The organism is Psychrobacter proteolyticus (assembly GCF_039762275.1).
Lineage (GTDB): Bacteria > Pseudomonadota > Gammaproteobacteria > Pseudomonadales > Moraxellaceae > Psychrobacter > Psychrobacter proteolyticus_C.
In genome coordinates, this window is the sequence record NZ_JBDLOB010000004.1 from 152243 (window position 1) to 171331 (window position 19089).

The following is a 19089-nucleotide window of genomic DNA, read 5'->3' on the forward strand; positions in this document are numbered from 1 at the left end:
CTTAACTACTTTAACGATTGATGACGTTGACAGTTAACAATCACTACCTACGTCTATTTTTTCTAACCTAGAGACGTGCACGACCACACAATCTTTGAGAGTACGGTTTACAATGACGAAAAATATGGTGCTTTCAAAAATTATTATCGCGATGAGTATATTGGTTTTCTCTACGATGGCTGTAGCAGAAATAACTGTATCCAAGACTAGGGTTAAAGGTCTCAGTCCAGTTGGATCAACAATCGACGCTACAAACTCACTAGCGGCAGTAGACCGTATAAAGAATGACGCTATTACTGCTACTGAGCTCACAAAAACACGTGATAACGGTCCGTTTTCTGTCAGTACCAAGCATGTGAGTCGCCAATCAGCCAATGGCTTTGGTGGCGGTACCATACATTATCCAACGGATGCTGCTAATTGTGGTCTGCTAGGTGGTATCGCGGTGGTGCCAGGTTACGTGTCGTATGAGTCTTCTATCAAATGGTGGGGACCGCGTTTGGCCTCTTGGGGATTTGTCGTTATTACTATTAATACTAGCTCCATTTACGATAACCCAGATAGCCGTGCTGAACAATTGAGCGCGGCTCTCGATCATCTCATCGCTGATAAAACAGTGGGGCATATGATAGATCCAAATCGTTTGGGCGCAATTGGTTGGTCAATGGGCGGCGGCGGTGCGCTACGACTGGCAACTGAGCGCAGTACGGTGCAAGCCATTATTGCACAAACGCCCTATCACGATACGAGCTATAGTGCGATGGATACGCCTACTCTATTCATCGCTTGTGAAAATGACCGTATCGCCCCGAATAAAAAATATACCAATACCTTTTATCAAAAAGCTGACGGTCCAAAAATGAAGGTCGAGATTAACAACGGCAGTCATTTCTGTGCCAGTCATCGTTTTAACGAGAAACTATTAAGTAAGCCTGCTATCGCATGGATGCAGCGTTATATTAACGGTGATACCCGTTTCGATAAATTCTTATGTGGCAATGAAAGCTACAAGGATAATCCTCGTATATCTGCCTATGATTACGAAGACTGTTTATAAGCTATTTTTAACCTACTTACGAAAGGAAGAACAGCTTTCACTGCTGATGATGACATTTGAATAACAACTCTTTTTTATTTTTACACATCTACATTGCTGCTATCTTTTTTCTTACAGACATTACTGCCATAAAAATTAATAATCATATAGTCAATCCTCTATAAATTGGATTCGGTGTCAGGCTCGCTTAGTCTACTACTTGTAGTACTTTCACTCGCCTTCCTTGTATCCAAATTATATTGGACCGACTGTAGGGTGCTACAAACAAGTAAAATGATTGAATAAATGAACGATTAAGGAGCAATGTTGATGACTGATGAAATGTATGATTTAGGTGCAGGATTTTGGAGTATTCGAGGATCATTTATCAAAAACGGTATCCTTGATATCGGTGTCCAATGTTCGCTCATAAGACTATCATCAGAGCGATTTATCTTTTTAGATAGCTATACATTAACTGGTGATGTGCGTCAGCAAGTCATGGCATTGACCAATGATGGTCAAAATGTCGAAGCCGTCCTCAATGTTCATCCGTTTCATACAGTACACTGTGCTCAAATGGCAGAAGATTTTCCGCAAGCAATATTCTATGGGAGTAGCCGACATCCAGAGCAGGTACCTGAAGTCAATTGGGTAAATGATTTGGTCGAAAGCGATGCCGTTGCTGCGCGCTACCCTGAACTCCAATTCTCTATACCTCAAGGCATCCATTACATCTCACCTGACGAGACGGTTCATGCCAGCTCCTTATTGGTCTATCATCCTGCTAGCCAGAGCATTTATGTCGATGATACCTTTGAGATACCCCCTTCCAAGTTAATAAATGCCGTGCAGCCTAATCTGGGCTTACACCCTACTACCAAAAAAGCGCTCAAAGATGAGCCAAACGCAGCTAAGCACTATTGTGATTGGGCAGTAGAGCTGGCAAGTGAGTGGCGTGATGGTCGTCATTTTTGCGGTGCGCATTCGGGATTGGTGATATTTGAGGAAAGTCAGTTTGAGACAGCACTTATCTCAGCGATTGATTTGGCTCGCCCTGAGCTTGAAAAAGCATAAAAGCGTGAACCTTTAGAAAATATATTATTAAAACAACTCGAAAAACAAAGTTTACAATGAAAAAGTAGCTTTGTTTTATTTACATATTTTATTTCATTTACTAGACGAGGAAAATTATAAATGACTGATCACATTCATGATTTAGGTGCAGGATTTTGGAACATACGCGGAACATTCCGTCTCGGTGGCGTGTTAAATATCGGCACTCAATGCTCGCTAGTCAAGCTACCATCAGGGAAATTTATCTTTTTGGACAGTTACGCTCTAACGGGTGATGTTCGAGACGAGATTATGGCACTCACTGACAATGGTCAAGATGTTGAAGCCGTCCTTAACGTACATCCGTTTCATACAGTCAGCTGTGCTAAAATGGCCAAAGACTTTCCGCAAGCGACATTTTATGGCAGTAGCCGTCACCATAAAAAAGTACCAGAAATCGATTGGGCAGATGACTTGGTAGAAAGTGACGCAGTCGCTGCACGCTATCCTGAGCTCAAGTTCTCAATGTCAGAGGGCATTTACTATATCTCGCCTAATGAAATGATTCATGCAGGTTCTTTATTGGCTTATCATCCTGCCAGCCAAAGCTTGCACGTAGATGATACGTTTATGAGCCCACCAACAAAGCTATTAGAAGCTGTATTACCTGAACTGATATTGCATCCTACGACCAAAAAAGCTCTGAAAAACGAGCCAAACGCTGGCGCGCAATACTGCGACTGGGCGACTAATTTGGCTCATGAATGGCGTGACGTACGCAATTTCTGTGCAGCGCATTCTTATCTTGTTCGGTTCAAAGAAGGTGGGTTTGAGAAAGCACTGGTGAAAGCCATTAAGAAAGCTCGTCCAAAACTAGAAAACGCCTAATTTCTCACACCCTAGGAAAACATCTTTGCTAAACATAAAAATGGGTCGCTATTACTGGATTTACTAGTGTAGCGACCCATTTTTGTGAGCTGGTTATAATCATATCGCCACTATTATCGAAGCTGTTACCGAAACAGCAAAGTAGTCAACTCATCTTCATTATTAAGAATATCTGCTAATGTATAACGTTCAAGCACATTGATAAATGCGGTGAGTGCTTCAAAAAACACGCTTTTTAGCTGACAGGCTGGACTAATCACGCAGCCTAGTGATTTATTCTTTTCTTCCTCAATGAATGTCACTGGCAAATCCGCCTGATGAGCGCCCTGCTCACTATCCTTATGAGACGCTGGTACGGCAAAGCACTCTACCAAATTAAAATCAGGCTCTATCTGTTTGATCAATACGCCCAAATTAATATCTTTAGGCGCACGTGCCAAGCGTATGCCACCGTTTTTGCCACGTACACTTTCTATATAACCAAGCTGACCCAGCTGATGAATAATTTTGGTCAAATGACTTTTGGAAATACCATAGCTGTCAGCAATATCGCTAATATTAGCCAATAGTGATGGATCTGGTCGCACGGCTAAATAAATCAATGAGCGTAGCGCGTAGTCACTATAATTGGTCAGTCGCATGTACTTGCGTTCCTATTTTTATAAATTTTATATATTAAGCTCGACAAAGTAAGTCGCATTTTTGGTAATAACATTTAGAGATAGCATTTACGGAAATCTCTAAAATCAATGTCCCAATTATAAAAATAGAGAAATCAGGCTGGCTGTTCTTTAGCTGTTATTTGGCCATGACTTAGTTAATACCATTTACAACTGTAATGCCGCGATGACTAACGATATGACCACTATCACCGTGACATACTGCCTAACTTTAAAATATGTGTGACTGATAATCTGCGCTCGATGCAGACTATAATCAATAACCAACAAACTTATAAACCCAATCACTAATAGCCAAATAAAATCAATATCTGATAAGATTAAAAAACCAAGCCAAAGGCCAAGTGCAATGACATTGCTATACAGTGGAAGCCTAACAGCCCACTTATTGTCGTCAGCTAAATCCAAATGATTACCCCAATGCGCGCCTGCCATAAATGATGCAATCACTAGCCCATAAGCACTTAATACATCGCCTACTGAACCAAGCATAGGCACGGTAACAACGTCTACCATCAATAAAAATGCACAGGCTATAAATGGAATCGTACCTGCAAAAGTGAGATAAGGACTGGGCTTTTTCATTGTTTAAACCTATCTTATGATTAATCTAATAATAGTTGTCACCTGTTGAGTGGAAATTTTCCACATACATTAATCGCTCTTTTGAGTGTTACCTTGCCACTGACGAATAAAATCACCGTTTGGATCGTATTGCTGGGTTTGCTTGTCGAGATTAAACTGTCTGCATCCTCTTGGGTCAGCGCCGACGCCTGCCAGATATTGCCAATTGCCCCAATTGCTGCCGACATCATAATCAACAAGATGTTGCTCAAAGTAAGCTGCACCATACCGCCAATCAAGGCCTAGCTCATGGATAAAGCAACTGGCAACCAGTTGTCGTCCGCGATTCGACATATAACCTGTCGTCCGCAATTGGTTCATGCATGCGTTGACGATAGGATATTGTGTTGTACCACTCTTCCATTGCGCTAACAGATTTTCGTCTAATTGAGTTGAAGGCGCGTGCTGAGCGATGCCTTTAAACCAAAACAACTTTTGCCGATGGGTGACAGCATACCAATAAAAATACTCACGCCACAGCAGCTCGAACCATATCCAGTAGGTAGAGTCATTTGCGATAATATCGCGCTCATAGCGACGCAGACGATTCAATACTGTGTTTACAGACAGTGAGCCGTTTGCCAGCCAAGCGGAAAGCTTCGTAGAATGTGTCCAGTCATCAAGCGCGTTTCGGGTTGTTTTATAAGTGCTCGGCGCATCGGAATCAAAATAGCTATCTAAGTGCTTGAGGCCATTTAACTCACCACCTGTAAAACTGGATAGCTGCTGTGATGGCTTATCAAGCCCTGCATGATCAGACAACTGCGATTCAAAAAAGTACTCGTCCCTACTCTGCACACTTTCAGGCAATGGAGCAAGTGATTCTGGCGTTGGAGAAATGGCTATATCTTTTTCTGCATGCAGCAAATCATAATCAGTCTCAATTTGTTTACGAAATTGCGTAAAGCTTTTGGGTAAGCTCTCTAGCGGTAACTCGTCAAACAAAGTCGCTGTTGTTTGAATGTGCCACTGTATCTCTGGATATTTCGCCTGTAGAAGCTCATATACTTTGTTTTGATTATAATCTGCCGTCTGGCTGATGCAGATATCTGTCACTCGTTGCTGCGCTATTAGATCACTCAACTGAGTAAAGACGTCCAATGCTTTATCGCCTTTCTGTAAATACAGCAACCTATTACCCCGCTGCATCAATGACGTATTTAAATCAGCTAGGCTCTCATGCAAAAACTGCTGACGAGCTTGACCCATAGCCTCATAACAATAGGCGTCGTAATGGTCTTTATCGTCTAATATATCTGTCAACGATGAGGCATAAACCAATAGCAGCTTTCCATCAGTGGAAATTTCAGATGCTTTTGATAGAGTGGCATTGTCCGCTACCCGCAAGTCATTATGGAATAGCACCAATGTGACATTTCTGTTATCTGAGTTGTTCGCTGCTTGATTTGACATACCCTATCCTTCTGACTGTTTAGCGCTTATCTATTATTTTTAATATTTATTCTTTAATCTTGAAATATCATATACAGTGTACAAAATCCTTAGCATCCAACCATGATGCTAGCCTAATACTTGTAAGGCAATGCGTTCAGCCCCAGAAACCATTTATAAGCATTGACTCTCATATGTCTGACTGCTTAAATGGCTTACCTCTAGGAGAACACCATGACTCAAAATAATACTACGACTGAAGAAAATAAATCAGATGAAAAGCGTAAACTTATCAATCGATTTTTGATGAGATTGACAAAAGAACAGCCTCAAATGTATTACGCGACTACCTCTGAGATATCGCGAAGTATTCATACGATGATAAAAGAACACACCAATCGCCTGTCAGTAGAAGAGCAAGCACTGGTAAGACGGATGACGATGGAAGAAATTGAAGGGTTACTTGGCTTTCATGCCAGATAAGAGACTGACCAACTTCAAATACGTCATTATCAGTAAGTTGCCAAATGACACACAAAAAAAGACCGCTATCAAAGCGGTCTTTTTTTTTAGCTAGATTTTAATTTAGGACAATTAGAATGGATATTCACGTGGCTCATTTTGCATTGAGATCCAATGTGTTCTAGTGAACTCTTCTAGTACCCACTCCCCGTTGAAGCGACCGATACCTGAGTTTTTCTCACCACCAAACGGCGTATTGCTTTCATCATTAACTGAGATGTCATTAATGTGGGTCATGCCAGCTCTGATACCGCGAGCGAAACGCAGACCTTTTTGCATATCAGCAGTGAACACGGCACTAGACAAACCATACATAGAATCATTGGCAATCGATAGCGCATCGTCTTCGTCTTTAGCACGGATGATACCAACCAATGGTCCAAACACTTCATTGCGTGATAGATCCATTTCGCGAGTCACTTCGGTAAAGATGTGCGGCGGTACGACTTGGCCTTCAATCTCGCCACTGAGTATCATTTTTGCGCCTTCTTCCTGCGCTTTAGCGATTTTTTCTTTGAGCGATTTAACTTGTTTTTCGTTGATGATTGGACCAACAGCGGTATCTTGCTTATTAGGATCACCGACGTTCAATGTTTTGACGTGTGCTAAGAAACGCTCCACGAAATCATCATATATCTCGTCTTCTACGATGACTCTGTTAATCGCGATACAGATTTGACCTTGATGCAAGAATTTACCAAAGGCAGCCGCTTTTACTGCTTGCTCAATATCAGCATCTTTTAGTACCACAAATGGACTGTTGCCACCTAGCTCAAGCGCCACTTGTTTGATGTATTCACCACCATTGGCCAACTCACCAATATGTTTGCCCACTGAAGTCGAACCTGTGAACGACACTAGACTTGGCGCTTTGTGTTCAACGATTGCATCGCCTATCTCACTACCTGAGCCGACCACGACGTTTAATAGACCTTTTGGTAGACCTGCCTCTTCAAACACTTTGGCCAATAGCAAACCACCTGTCACTGGCGTATCGCTAGCAGGCTTGAGTACCACCGCGTTACCAAGTGCTAAGGCAGGCGCGATAGAGCGCTGAGTTAAATGCAGCGGAAAGTTCCATGGACTAATAACAGCGACAATGCCGATTGGCTCACGATAAATGAAGTTTTCTTTACCAGGGGTATTTGATGGACGAATCTCACCATGAACACGATTAGGGAATGTCGCTGCTTCAAGGGTAATCGCGCGCGTCGCACCGAACTCGACCATGGCTTTGATACGGGTACTGCCCGACTCTTTGATTAGCCAATCAACGATTTCCTCTTTGCGCTGATCGAGTATGTTGACCACTTTATACAACACTGCGGCGCGCTCTGCTGGTGTCTGCTTGGCCCACGCTTCTTGAGCTTGGGTCGCAGCATCATAGGCTTCGTTTAACTGATCTTTGGTGGCTTGTTGAATCTCTACAAGCGTATCACCGTTGTATGGATTGGTATTGGTGTTGGTGCTATCGTCTTTACCGGTTTGCCATTCACCAGAGATGAATTGCAAATGGAAATCACTATATGTACTCGTAGTATTGGTTGACATAATCATCCTTATTTTTAGTTTGTTATGTTAAGTATTGGTTTGCGATTATTTAAATAAAATTATTAAGTCGGCGATATCTTAATGAGAAAATATCTGGCAAGTAGTAAGTCTAAAATCGTTACCGATCTATAGTCATCACACTATAAAAGTATTACAGCGTTAACCTTGCTTGAGGTATCAAATATACATCTGCACTCGGTTGCCTTGTACTACTCTTAAATTGCATCGACTAGATCAATCAATAGTCATCAATTAAAAAAAGCTCTAATGAAAAATGATCTTTAGCAATAAATACTAACGGTAACGGATAACAACAAAACCCACCTTGCTAGACGACTGGTCTAATGCTACCATAGCTACTAATAAAACAAGACTACTTTGTCAGTGAATATTGTTGATGAAACGTAACACATATAACTATATCCTATTACAATACGCCATCAACGTGACGTTCAAATGAACGCTAACTGTTTCAACTGACTATTTAATACATACGCTAATACAAGCGACTACTAAGGGAGACAATCCTGTTTATGTCTAATACAGACGCAACTACCCCAGATACCAAAGCTCATTTACTTGCTACTGGCTACCAATTAATTGCTAAAAAAGGTTTTACCGCTGTTGGTTTAAAGCAAATTTTAGATACAGCAGGTGTGCCAAAAGGTTCCTTTTACCATTATTTTGCTTCTAAAGAAGCCTTTGGTGAAGCCATCATTAATCATTATTTTAGTTTATATAAGACTCGATTAGATGTCATCGATGCACAAGATGTCAGTGCGCAGCAAAAGCTATATGATTATTTTCAAAACTGGTATGACACTCAGCAGAACGGCTGTGACCATGAGAAATGCTTGGTAGTAAAGCTCAGCGCAGAGGTAGCCGACATGTCAGAAACCATGCGTAAAGCACTCGATACTGGCTATCAGCAGACGACCATGTGGCTCGCTAAGCAGATCAAAGCTGGCTGGCTCGATGAATCTGTCCCTCGTCACGATAACATCTCGGCTGAGAGTATGGCCAAGCGTTGGTATTTTGCATGGCTTGGCGCAAGCTTGATTGCAAAGATTAGCCAAACCAATACCCCTTTAGCAGAAATTTGGCAGATGACCACGACCCAAATGGGACGCTAATCGTCAACTGTTCGGATTTCTAGCGACTGCACTTCTAACGTAACCATTAAGGCACATTGAATATTCATAACGCTCATAGATAGTAGCTGTCAGTACTATGCTTGATTATTCAGTGTGCTTCATTGCCTTCTCTTTTTTAAACGAATTTCTTAAAGACATTTGAATACGGCTTAGACAGTTATACGAGAGTTTTGTAAATATAACTAGACGACTGGTCTAATTGGTGTACAATGCGCATAAATATCAATCAATGAATGTCTATACGAACATTACTTATCATTCATTGATTGATATCAGACAATATCCCATGTCAAAACCATTTAATTGAACCGTTTTTATTAAAAACTTTTTATTACTAATTAGGAATCTTATGAATAACTTCCAATACTACAACCCAGTCCGTATCGTTTTTGGTGAAGGTCAAATCGAGCAATTATCAGATCTAGTCCCTACTGATGCGCGTGTACTCATTACTTATGGTGGTGGTTCAGCACAGCGTACTGGTACTTTAGACGAAGTGAAAACAGCATTAGCGGCAAGCGGTAACCGTACTGTATTTGAATTTGGTGGCATCGAAGCCAACCCAGAATTCACTACGTTATTAAAAGCCGCTGATATGGTTAATGAGCACAACATCGACTTCTTATTAGCAGTTGGCGGTGGTTCTGTGATTGACGGCAGTAAATTTGTCGCACTCGTTTCTTCGTTGACTGAAGAAGACGGCACTGTCTCACGTGACCAAGCTTGGGATGCCTTAACTGGTTATTGCAAAAACATCGACTCTGCTGTCGACTTGGGTGCTGTATTGACTATCCCAGCCACAGGTTCTGAGATGAACTCAGGCGGCGTGATTAACTATAGTGAGCGTCAAGCAAAACTACCATTTGGTAACCCACTTGCCTTCCCTAAATTCTCGATTCTAGATCCAATCAAAACACTTACCTTGCCTGAGCGTCAGGTGATGAATGGTGTGGCTGATGCATTTGTTCATGTAATGGAACAATATCTGACTTACCCAGTAAACGCTAAAGTACAAGATGCCTTTGCTGAAAGCTTGCTTAAAATCCTTATTGATGAAGGTCTAGTTGTTAAGCAAGATCCAGAAAACCTAGAAACACGTAAGAACATTATGTGGACAGCGACCATGGCATTGAACGGTCTGATCGGTACTGGTGTACCACAAGACTGGACAACTCACATGGTTGGTCATGAGCTAACATCATTACACGCTATCGATCATGCACGTACGCTAACCATCGTATTACCATCAGTCATGCGTGAGCTAAAAGAAAGCAAAAAAGAAAAACTGCTTCAGTATGCACGTAACGTATGGAACATTACCGATACTGACCTAGATGACGATGCCATCATCGAAACGGCTATTGTTTACACTGAAAACTTCTTCCGCGAGCTTGGCTTGCCAGTTAGCCTAGAAGATGTTGACTTGACGGAATCAGCGATTGATCCAATTATCAAGCAGCTTGAAGTGCATAACATGGTCAAGCTTGGTGAACATGGTACCAACGACTTAGAAGTATCACGTCGTATCTTGCAGCGCGCTGTCACTAGTAAAGCGTCTTAATAAGCGCTATAGCAAGAACTGTCAGAACAATTATAAGAAAAATCGCGACAGTAATAATAAGTACATATCGTTATGCTATTTATAGTAGTAGCTATTCCATGCTGAGTAGCTACTACATTTAATACCACTATAATAATGACAATTAATAAATATAAAGGAGTCCTACAATGAGCTTCGACAAACAACAGAATCAACAAACAAACCGTCAAATCAAATTGGCTAGCCGTCCTAATGGCGAGCCAACTGCTGACAACTTTGACATGGCGACTAGCGACATTCCTACGCCAAAAGATAACGAGATGCTACTACGCACGGTATATCTGTCACTAGATCCATATATGCGTGGACGTATGAGCGATGCAAAAAGCTATGCAGACCCATTAGAAGTCGGTGACGTCATCATGGGTGGTACCGTAGCGCAAGTGGTCGAGTCAAATATTGACAACTTCTCGGTAGGCGACTTAGTCGTATCAAACTCAGGCTGGCAAGACTACAGTGTCAGTGATGGCGAAGGCGTCCTAAAACTGGACAAAAACATGTCAAACCCTTCTTATGGTTTAGGCGTGTTAGGTATGCCAGGGTTCACCGGTTACATGGGTCTGACTGATATCGGTAAACCACAGAAAGGCGAGACTTTAGTTGTGGCAGCAGCAACTGGACCGGTCGGTGCCACTGTTGGTCAAGTGGGTAATCAATATGGTCTGCGCACTGTCGGTGTGGCAGGCGGTAAAGAGAAATGCGACTTTGCGGTCAATGAGCTTGGCTTTGATGTCTGTATCGATCACAAAGCCGATGACTTCACTGAGCAATTAAAAGCAGCATGTCCAGATGGTATCGACATCTACTATGAAAACGTTGGCGGTAAAGTATTTGATGCGGCAATGCCATTACTTAACGACCACGCACGTATTCCAGTATGTGGTCTGGTATCACAGTACAACGCAACTGATTTACCGGATGGCAAAGATCGCCTAGGTATGTTAATGGGTCTTATCTTAAGCCAACGCCTAACTGTCAGAGGCTTCATTATCTTTGAAGAGTACGGCGATCACTTCCCAGAGTTCTTAGAAACCATGAGCAAATGGGTAGAGTCAGGCGAAGTAAAAACCAAAGAGCACATTATTGACGGTCTAGATAATGCCCCAGATGCATTTGTCAGTATGTTAAACGGTGATAACTTTGGTAAGACTGTAATCAAAGTATCTGACGTCAAATAGTTACTGGTTAAACATTCGCTAGTTAAGTAGCCACTGACAGTTAGCAATCGTTGTGAATAACTACTTAACAACATAAATTGCTAATATCACTACTGAAAATTGATTACAAAGCAGGAATAATGCTAACAGTCATTATTTGCATTTAGGCTAATTAAGTAAAAACAGCTAGTGATGCAACGGAAAACTTATGACTGTTGGCTATATCGTTACTAACACATAAATAATAAACAAGGATAATTATGAACATTTTAATGGTACTAACTTCTCATGACCGTTTAGGCGATACTGGCAAGAAAACTGGCTTTTGGCTAGAAGAATTTGCTGCTCCTTACTACGCATTTCTTGACGCTGGCGTAAATGTAACTCTAGCCTCTCCAGCTGGCGGTCAACCACCACTAGATCCTAGTAGTGACACAGAAGACACGCAAACCAAAGACACCACTCGTTTTAAAGAGGATAAAGACGCTCAGGAGCATCTGGCTAACACTAAAAAACTTGCTGATATGAACGCTGAAGATTTCGATTCAGTATTCTACCCTGGTGGTCATGGCCCGTTGTGGGATTTGGCAGTAGATGAAAACTCTATCAATCTGATCGAGACTTTTGTTAAGCAAGATAAGCCTGTTGCTTTTGTTTGTCATTCTCCTGCAGCGCTTAAAAACGTTAAAGTCGATGGCGAGTACTTAGTAAAAGGCAAAACAGTGACTGGTTTCACTAACTCTGAAGAAGACGCAGTTGGCTTAACAGACGTAGTACCGTTCTTAGTAGAAGACGCATTGAAAGCCAATGGCGGTAACTACGAAAAAGCGGCTGATTGGGAATCATTTGTTGTTGAAGATGGTCTGCTAATCACAGGTCAAAACCCTGCATCATCAGAAGAAGCTGCTAAGCGTCTAATGGCGAAGCTGCAAGGTTAGTCAAATTCACTACGCAATAAGGTCGATACCATGATTCGCTTACATCATCTCAATCAATCACGCTCATTACGTACGCTATGGCTTTTAGAAGAGCTAGGCGTACCTTATGAAGTAGTCAGCCATCAGCGCGATGCCAAAACTCATTTAGCACCAGATTCTCTAAAAGCTGTACATCCACTCGGTAAGTCTCCGGTTATCGAAATGGATGGACAGATTTATGCTGAGTCAGGTGCTATCACTGAGCTGTTAATTGAACGGTTTGCGCCAGAGCGTCTGCGCCCTGCTACAGGAAGCTCAGACTACGGCTACTATCTACAGTGGATTGATTTTGCAGAAAGCTCGCTCATGTTGCCATTAATGCTTGAATTATTTACTAACAAAGCGGGCATTAATGACAATGAGTTTTTAAATGGCTATATCGAAACAGAGAAAACCAGACTATTTAAATATCTGGATACTTCGGTTGAAGGTAAGTCGTTTATCGTGGGTGACAAGCTAAGTGGTGCCGACTTTATGCTGTCATTCGATTTGATTATTCTTGCTAAGCGTCAGAAACTTGATGCTTATCCGCATATCAAACAGTATGCTGAAAAGCTGGCCGGTCTTGATAGCTATCAGCGTGCGATGCAGCTAGAAGCAAAATATGATGAATCGATTTAGTATTTGGTATTAATTGATACTATGGTGTTAGTCAAAATGCTACGTAGTAATTGACCACCTAATTTTTCGATACACAAAAACAGCTCTGTATAGAGCTTTTTTTTATGCCTATAGCATTTTTTACTTGTTGCATCGTTTGTTTTAATGTTCGTTAAATTGCACGAAATACTGGTATATCTTTATTCAGCAGCGCTGATGAGTTACGCGGTGATGACAAAAGCGTTGTAGAAGTTATGATAAAATATGCCCTGCATTTCTTGGGCTATCTTTCCAGTTTGACCAGCATTTATATCAACTACCCCACTGCGTTTTAAGCTATGAACATTCATCGTACTGACCTGATTTTGCGTCTGGAATCTGTTCTATGCCATTCTATTTCCTTATACAGATTATGGTACGTCCATGAGTAACGAATATCAGTTTAAGCCCCACGAACAACCGATAATGGTAGGCTCTCCTGCCAATCCTGATCATCCTGCACGCCGCAAATTATTTTACTTACTGATCGGAATTTTCGTTGGTCTCACAGCCAGTTTCCAAAACGGTCTGCTCGTCGCAAATCTTACTCAAATTCAAGGTCAACTAGGCTTAACGCCAGCTGAAGGCGGTTGGATATCTGTTAGCTATAATATGACCAACGCCTGTATCACCGTTCTGCTGTACAAGATCCGCCAACAGTTTGGCATGTCACTGTTTAGCAAAATCACTCTGTTCTTTTTGTTAGCTGCCACGAGTCTACAGTGGCTAATCAGTAGTCACTTATTAGATACGCCTAATATAAGAATTGAGCCTTATTATCTAGAAATTGTCGCCAGAGGACTTAGTGGTATGGTCGCAAGTGGCATGACCATTTTAGGTTTATTCTATTGTTTGCAAGGTATGCCAACCGTCAAGCGTACCAGTGGCTTGATATTGGGTTTTGGCTTGGTGCAGTTTGGTATTCCATTATCACGAATCATCTCGCCCTATCTCGCCATCGACGGTCAGCTTGAGAATTTATTTTTATTTCAATTTGGTTTGGCACTGATTTGTTTTGGACTGATTAATATATTGGAGCTACCACCAGGCAATACAGAAAAAGTGTTTGAGAAACTCGATTTTCTCAGCTTTGCTTTTTTTACGAGCGGTCTAGCTGCACTGGCTGTAATTTTGGTGCAAGGTAGGATTTTATGGTGGACGACACCTTGGCTCGTCTATCCACTGATGATTGCTATCGTTGGAATTGGCGTCGCTCTATGGATTGAGACACATCGCAAAAACCCGATGCTACAAGTGCGCTGGATGCGTAGCCGCAATATTATTGCTTTTATGATTACCGGCGCGGTCATGCGAATTTTGCTATCTGAGCAAAATGTCGGTGCTGCAGGCCTACTTGCTAATTTGGGTTATGGTAACGATCAGTTAGTTACTTTTTATGCTGTCATAATGGCTGCCAGTGTGTTGGCTTTGGTGATTAGTATTTTTAGTACCAATCCAATGGACTTGCGCCGTCCTGTTATTTTTGCAGTGGCATTGATTGCTTTGGGTTCTTGGATGGACGTTGGGGTGTCTATCAACTCCGCTCCTTATATGTTTTATATTAGTCAGTTTTTGATTGCATTTGCCGCGGTATATTTTATGGGACCTTTGGTTTTCGAAGGATTTCTGCGTGCTATTGCCAGTGGGCCTGCTTATATCATTAGTTTTTCGGTTATCTTTGGTATTTCCCAAACGGTTGGTGGGTTGGCAGGTGCAGCGGCTATTCAGGCATTTACGACCATTCGTACACAGGCCCATTATGCAGATATGGTCAGCTCACTGAACTTGGGTGATCCTACGTTCAGCGCTCAAATTGTCGGTACTCGTAGTGTATTGTCAAACCAAACGACGGACGCAGCGCAAGCGAATGTGGCTGCAATGAGTCAAGTGTTGCAAGGGATTCAGCGCCAAGCAACTGTCTCCGCTTATAGCGATCTGTTCTTTTTGATGGCCAGTTTTGCTACTTTCGTTACAGCTATTTTATTAATCAATTATTTTTATAACCGTTACCACAAACGCAATCCCCTTGCTAAAGAGCTTGCCGTTATTGCAAAAATGCGTGAGTCAAAATAACTCAGCTTATTATATTAATCATGTTTCACCTCATTCATTTATAGCCAGTCTATTTTAATATTTATTGAAAGTTTAGGAGCACGTCATGAGCCAAGAAAAACCAAATGAGCTTAATCAAATACCTCAGACGTCCACTGGCGCTCCAGCAACAGACACACCTATAGCGTCCGATATAAGTAAAGAAGAGGCTGCTGCAACCTCTTCGCCATCAGCAACTAAGACAGCAGAAGGTGATGTAGAAAACAGTTCAGACAGCAATGAACCGCCGATGCCGCCAAAAGAGCCAATACCTGATACTACTGGTTGGTCGCCTAAGAAAAAATCCTATCTAAACTTAGGCTTATTAATTTTATTGATTGTCATTGGCGTGGCATTGATTTTGTATGCATGGAAGCTCCCACCGTTCACTCCAACCGTACAGCAAACCAATAATGCTTTTGTTAAAGGTCAGACGACTATTATTAGCCCGCAAGTTTCTGGCTATGTGACTAAGGTAGCAGTGCAAGATTTCGCTAATGTAAAAGCTGGCGACTTACTCATAAAGATTGACGATCGAACCTTTCAGCAGCAGCTCGATCAGGCACAAGCAAATACTGAGGTAGCTCTTACTAACCGCTCTACCAATGACCAGGATACGCAAACCAGCCAAGCACAAATCGAAGCACGTAGAGCTGATTTGTATAGTGCCAAAATCAATGTAGAAAGCGCGCGTGAAGATGTCAACCGTTATCAAGGTTTAGATGCTATTGGTGCGGTATCAAAGGCAGAAGTTGCTCATATCAAGGCACAATTGGCTCAAGCACAAGCAGGGGTACAGCAAGCAGAAGCTAATTTACAGGCGGCTCAAGAAAACCGTGAAAAGACCAGTGGCAGTCGCTCATCGCTGGACGCAAATATCAAAAATGCTGAAGCAGGCGTCAAGCAAGCGCAAATCAATCTAGACAATACTATCATCACTGCACCTGAATCTGGCCAGCTAAGCCAAGTTAGTGTCAAAGAAGGCCAATACGTCAGCGCTGGTACGCAGCTCATGTATATCGTGCCAAAGGGCATTTGGATTATTGCAAACTTTAAGGAAACTCAAATAGCCAATATGGCAATCGGCGAGCCTGCGACCATTCATGTCGATGCGCTTGGCGGTGCCAAATTTACGGGTCGTGTGAGTAATATCTCGCCAGCGACTGGTAGCGAGTTCAGTGCTGCTGCTGCCAACCCTGCGACAGGTAACTACATAAAAATTGCTCAACGTATTCCTGTACGTATCGACCTAGACCAAAACCAGCCTGAGCTTGCGCGCTTACGCCCTGGCATGTCAGTCTCAGTGGATGTCGATACCAATATTAAATGAAAGGTTGAATAAAAAGATAAATAAAAAATAATGTCAAATAAGGTAAATAGTTAACGTAAAAAAGCCACTCTAGATACCAGAAAAACTGGGTTTAGAGTGGCTTTTTTAGTTTTCTATAATTTATAGCTTGAGGCTACAACAACTATGGTAATAAACGCTTGGTTGTCCAGCTTGTATTGCCTTCATTGACTTCACTGTTGTCGCCACTACTCTGCGTATACACAATTCGATCATGCATACGATTGGCGCGACCTTGCCAAAACTCGATACTTTCAATCGTAATCTCATACCCACCCCAAAACTCTGGCGTTGGTACGGTAGTATTGTCAGAGTGTTCTGCTTGCAGCTGTTCAAACGTTTGCTCCATGACTTCACGATTGGCCACTTCACCGCTTTGCGGTTGACTGACCCAAGCGCCTACTTGGCTATCATGGGGACGCTTTTGGAAGTAAGCAGCCGATTTATCAGCATTAATTTTAGCGATACTACCGCTGACACGGACTTGACGCTCCAGCTCATGCCAAAAGAATAGCGCTTCAGCGTTAGGGTTTTCTGCAATATCCTGCCCTTTTGCGCTTTCATAATTGGTATAAAAAACGATACCTGTCTCAGTAATCTCGCGCAGTAACACAATACGAACGCTAGGCTTATTGTCTGCGCCACATGTTGCCAAACTCATTGCATAAGGCTCTTGCACCTTTTGCGCTAGCGCTTCATTTATCCAAGCTTTAAAAAGCTCGAATGGTGACGTTGGTACTAACTGTTGGTCAAGCTCACCTTTCTCATATGAGAGGCGTTGGTCGGTAAAGTCCATGCTCATAGCAGTTCCTTATTTGAAAACTATAATGTTGTCTTAAATACTATTAGCCTAGTACTGATTTTATAAGATCAGCTAAGTCATTAGCCATTACATCGCATTCTATCTCATCATCTGACTCAACCATCACGCGAATCATAGGCTCTGTGCCTGACTGACGTATCAACAGACGACCACGACCCTCTAGCGTTGCCTGTGCTTTATCAAAAGCAGCAACCAACTCCTCATGTTTGAATGGGTCTTGCATTTGAGATAAGCGTACATTGACTAGTTTTTGCGGCAACACTTCAAAACCTTCAACAAGCTCACTTAGCGCACGTTCTCTAGCTTGCATCACTGCCAGTACTTGCAAACCAGCAATGATAGCATCCCCTGTGCGACTTTTGTCCAAGCATAAGATATGACCAGATGGCTCACCGCCCAATATCCAACCATTAGCTTCTAAGTCCTGCATCACATAGCGATCACCCACTTTTGCGCGAGTAAATTGAATGTCTGCATCTTTTAGCGCCAGCTCTAATCCCATATTACTCATGAGCGTGCCCACTACGCCTTTAGCTTTGGTTTTACCTTGAGTAGCAAGTACATATAAGATACCGTCGCCGTCGACTAGCTTACCCGTCTCATCAACCATTACGATACGGTCACCATCACCATCTAGTGCAATACCAACATCTGCGTCATGCTCAAGCACAGCCTTTTGTAAGCTTTCAGGATGGGTAGAACCACATTCAGCATTGATATTGATACCATCTGGCGTATTATTGATGGCAATCACGTTGGCCCCCAACTCGCGCATCACTCTAGGTGCTACGCTATAGCCTGCACCATTGGCACAATCCACTACTACCGTCAGATGACTGAGGTCATATTGATAAGGGAAGCTGCCTTTGCAAAATTCAATATAGCGACCTTTTGCATCATCAATTCGGTTGTTTTTGCCCAAATGTGCAGGATCAAGAATAGGCATTATGGCAACATCACTACCAACGTCGTTCATAATTGCCGTCAATTTATCATTGATTGCAGTCTGCATCTCATCACTTATCTTTTTGCCGTCACCTGAGAAAAACTTGATGCCATTATCATAATAAGGGTTGTGCGAGGCTGAAATAACCACACCAGCATCTGCATTAAAACTACGGGTTAAATGCGCAATCGCTGGAGTCGGCAATGGACCAAGCATATAAACATCAACACCAGCCGCATTAAAACCTGCTTGTAATGCTCCCTCTATCACATAGCCTGACAGACGCGTATCTTTACCAATCACCACACTTGGCTTACGCGTAGGATTTTCATTTTTTTCTATGAGTACAAGCCCAGTGACATAGCCTAATTTTAAGATAAAGTCCGGTGTAATTGGTAATTCACCAAATTTTCCGCGAATTCCATCAGTGCCAAAATAGCTCATTATGTGTTCCTCAAGTCAAAAAAATAAAAGGCCAAACGTATACGCAGGCAATGCTATTGTTGTAATAATCTGTTTCTGTATTTTACAAAAAAAACAGCCAACAATAACAGAGCATTGTTGGCTGTTTGTATCCTAAGCTCGCTGCAGCCTTACGTCTCAGC

Annotated in this window: 17 protein-coding genes; 11 read left to right on the plus strand and 6 right to left on the minus strand. The window is 42.2% G+C overall.

The window, feature by feature from the left end:
• The first annotated feature begins 124 nt into the window (after nucleotides 1-124).
• From ABFV72_RS08435 to ABFV72_RS08445, 3 genes are all read left to right on the plus strand, one after another.
• Nucleotides 125-1057 carry a dienelactone hydrolase family protein gene (locus tag ABFV72_RS08435; RefSeq protein ID WP_347163157.1) on the plus strand — a complete coding sequence of 311 codons (933 nt, stop codon included), beginning with the start codon at nucleotides 125-127 and terminating at the stop codon, nucleotides 1055-1057.
• Between the two features lie 309 nt (nucleotides 1058-1366).
• On the plus strand, nucleotides 1367-2113 hold the full coding sequence (locus ABFV72_RS08440; protein ID WP_347163158.1) for a hypothetical protein: 747 nt from the start codon (nucleotides 1367-1369) through the stop codon (nucleotides 2111-2113).
• A gap of 120 nt (nucleotides 2114-2233) precedes the next feature.
• On the plus strand, nucleotides 2234-2980 hold the full coding sequence (locus ABFV72_RS08445; RefSeq protein WP_347163159.1) for a hypothetical protein: 747 nt from the start codon (nucleotides 2234-2236) through the stop codon (nucleotides 2978-2980).
• 125 nt (nucleotides 2981-3105) lie between these two features.
• Here ABFV72_RS08445 and ABFV72_RS08450 read toward each other — a convergent pair whose 3' ends face one another.
• From ABFV72_RS08450 to ABFV72_RS08460, 3 genes are all read right to left on the minus strand, one after another.
• The gene (locus tag ABFV72_RS08450) at nucleotides 3106-3621 is read right to left on the minus strand and encodes an Rrf2 family transcriptional regulator (protein WP_347163160.1); all 516 of its coding nucleotides are present in this window, start codon (nucleotides 3619-3621) and stop codon (nucleotides 3106-3108) included.
• A 186-nt stretch (nucleotides 3622-3807) separates the two neighbouring features.
• Nucleotides 3808-4245: a DUF3429 domain-containing protein gene (locus tag ABFV72_RS08455; protein ID WP_347163161.1), complete on the minus strand. Its 438-nt coding sequence runs from the start codon at nucleotides 4243-4245 to the stop codon at nucleotides 3808-3810.
• 69 nt (nucleotides 4246-4314) lie between these two features.
• Nucleotides 4315-5697, minus strand: a complete 1383-nt coding sequence (locus ABFV72_RS08460) for a DASH family cryptochrome (protein WP_347163162.1) — start codon at nucleotides 5695-5697, stop codon at nucleotides 4315-4317.
• A gap of 213 nt (nucleotides 5698-5910) precedes the next feature.
• On the opposite strand from ABFV72_RS08460, the gene ABFV72_RS08465 reads away from it, so the two are divergent.
• Entirely contained in the window at nucleotides 5911-6159 is a 249-nt protein-coding gene (locus ABFV72_RS08465; RefSeq protein WP_057760515.1) for a hypothetical protein, read from the plus strand.
• Between the two features lie 111 nt (nucleotides 6160-6270).
• Here ABFV72_RS08465 and ABFV72_RS08470 read toward each other — a convergent pair whose 3' ends face one another.
• Nucleotides 6271-7749: an aldehyde dehydrogenase family protein gene (locus tag ABFV72_RS08470; protein WP_347163163.1), complete on the minus strand. Its 1479-nt coding sequence runs from the start codon at nucleotides 7747-7749 to the stop codon at nucleotides 6271-6273.
• A 533-nt stretch (nucleotides 7750-8282) separates the two neighbouring features.
• Between ABFV72_RS08470 and ABFV72_RS08475 the strand changes: the two genes are divergently transcribed.
• The 7 genes from ABFV72_RS08475 (at nucleotide 8283) to ABFV72_RS08505 (ending at nucleotide 16697) form a co-directional block, all read left to right on the plus strand.
• Nucleotides 8283-8882: a TetR/AcrR family transcriptional regulator gene (locus ABFV72_RS08475; RefSeq protein WP_057760518.1), complete on the plus strand. Its 600-nt coding sequence runs from the start codon at nucleotides 8283-8285 to the stop codon at nucleotides 8880-8882.
• 370 nt (nucleotides 8883-9252) lie between these two features.
• Nucleotides 9253-10464, plus strand: a complete 1212-nt coding sequence (locus ABFV72_RS08480; protein WP_101205076.1) for an iron-containing alcohol dehydrogenase — start codon at nucleotides 9253-9255, stop codon at nucleotides 10462-10464.
• Nucleotides 10465-10631: 167 nt separating this feature from the next.
• A complete protein-coding gene (locus ABFV72_RS08485; protein WP_347163164.1) occupies nucleotides 10632-11681 on the plus strand; it encodes an NADP-dependent oxidoreductase in 1050 nt (349 codons plus the stop codon).
• Between the two features lie 239 nt (nucleotides 11682-11920).
• On the plus strand, nucleotides 11921-12598 hold the full coding sequence (locus ABFV72_RS08490; RefSeq protein ID WP_160021175.1) for a type 1 glutamine amidotransferase domain-containing protein: 678 nt from the start codon (nucleotides 11921-11923) through the stop codon (nucleotides 12596-12598).
• A gap of 30 nt (nucleotides 12599-12628) precedes the next feature.
• Nucleotides 12629-13258 (plus strand): glutathione S-transferase family protein, encoded by a 630-nt coding sequence (locus ABFV72_RS08495; protein WP_160021176.1) that lies wholly within the window; start codon nucleotides 12629-12631, stop codon nucleotides 13256-13258.
• Between the two features lie 402 nt (nucleotides 13259-13660).
• Nucleotides 13661-15349, plus strand: a complete 1689-nt coding sequence (locus tag ABFV72_RS08500; protein WP_347163165.1) for an MFS transporter — start codon at nucleotides 13661-13663, stop codon at nucleotides 15347-15349.
• An 85-nt stretch (nucleotides 15350-15434) separates the two neighbouring features.
• Nucleotides 15435-16697 carry an HlyD family secretion protein gene (locus tag ABFV72_RS08505; protein WP_347163166.1) on the plus strand — a complete coding sequence of 421 codons (1263 nt, stop codon included), beginning with the start codon at nucleotides 15435-15437 and terminating at the stop codon, nucleotides 16695-16697.
• Between the two features lie 142 nt (nucleotides 16698-16839).
• On the opposite strand, the gene pdxH is transcribed toward ABFV72_RS08505, so the two are convergent.
• Together pdxH and glmM are read right to left on the minus strand one after the other, a co-directional pair.
• Nucleotides 16840-17511, minus strand: coding sequence for a pyridoxamine 5'-phosphate oxidase (gene pdxH / locus ABFV72_RS08510; RefSeq protein ID WP_347163253.1), 672 nt, complete (start codon nucleotides 17509-17511; stop codon nucleotides 16840-16842).
• A gap of 49 nt (nucleotides 17512-17560) precedes the next feature.
• Complete coding sequence (glmM, locus tag ABFV72_RS08515) at nucleotides 17561-18928, minus strand: phosphoglucosamine mutase (RefSeq protein ID WP_347163167.1); 1368 nt, start codon at nucleotides 18926-18928, stop codon at nucleotides 17561-17563.
• Between the last annotated feature and the right edge of the window lie 161 nt (nucleotides 18929-19089).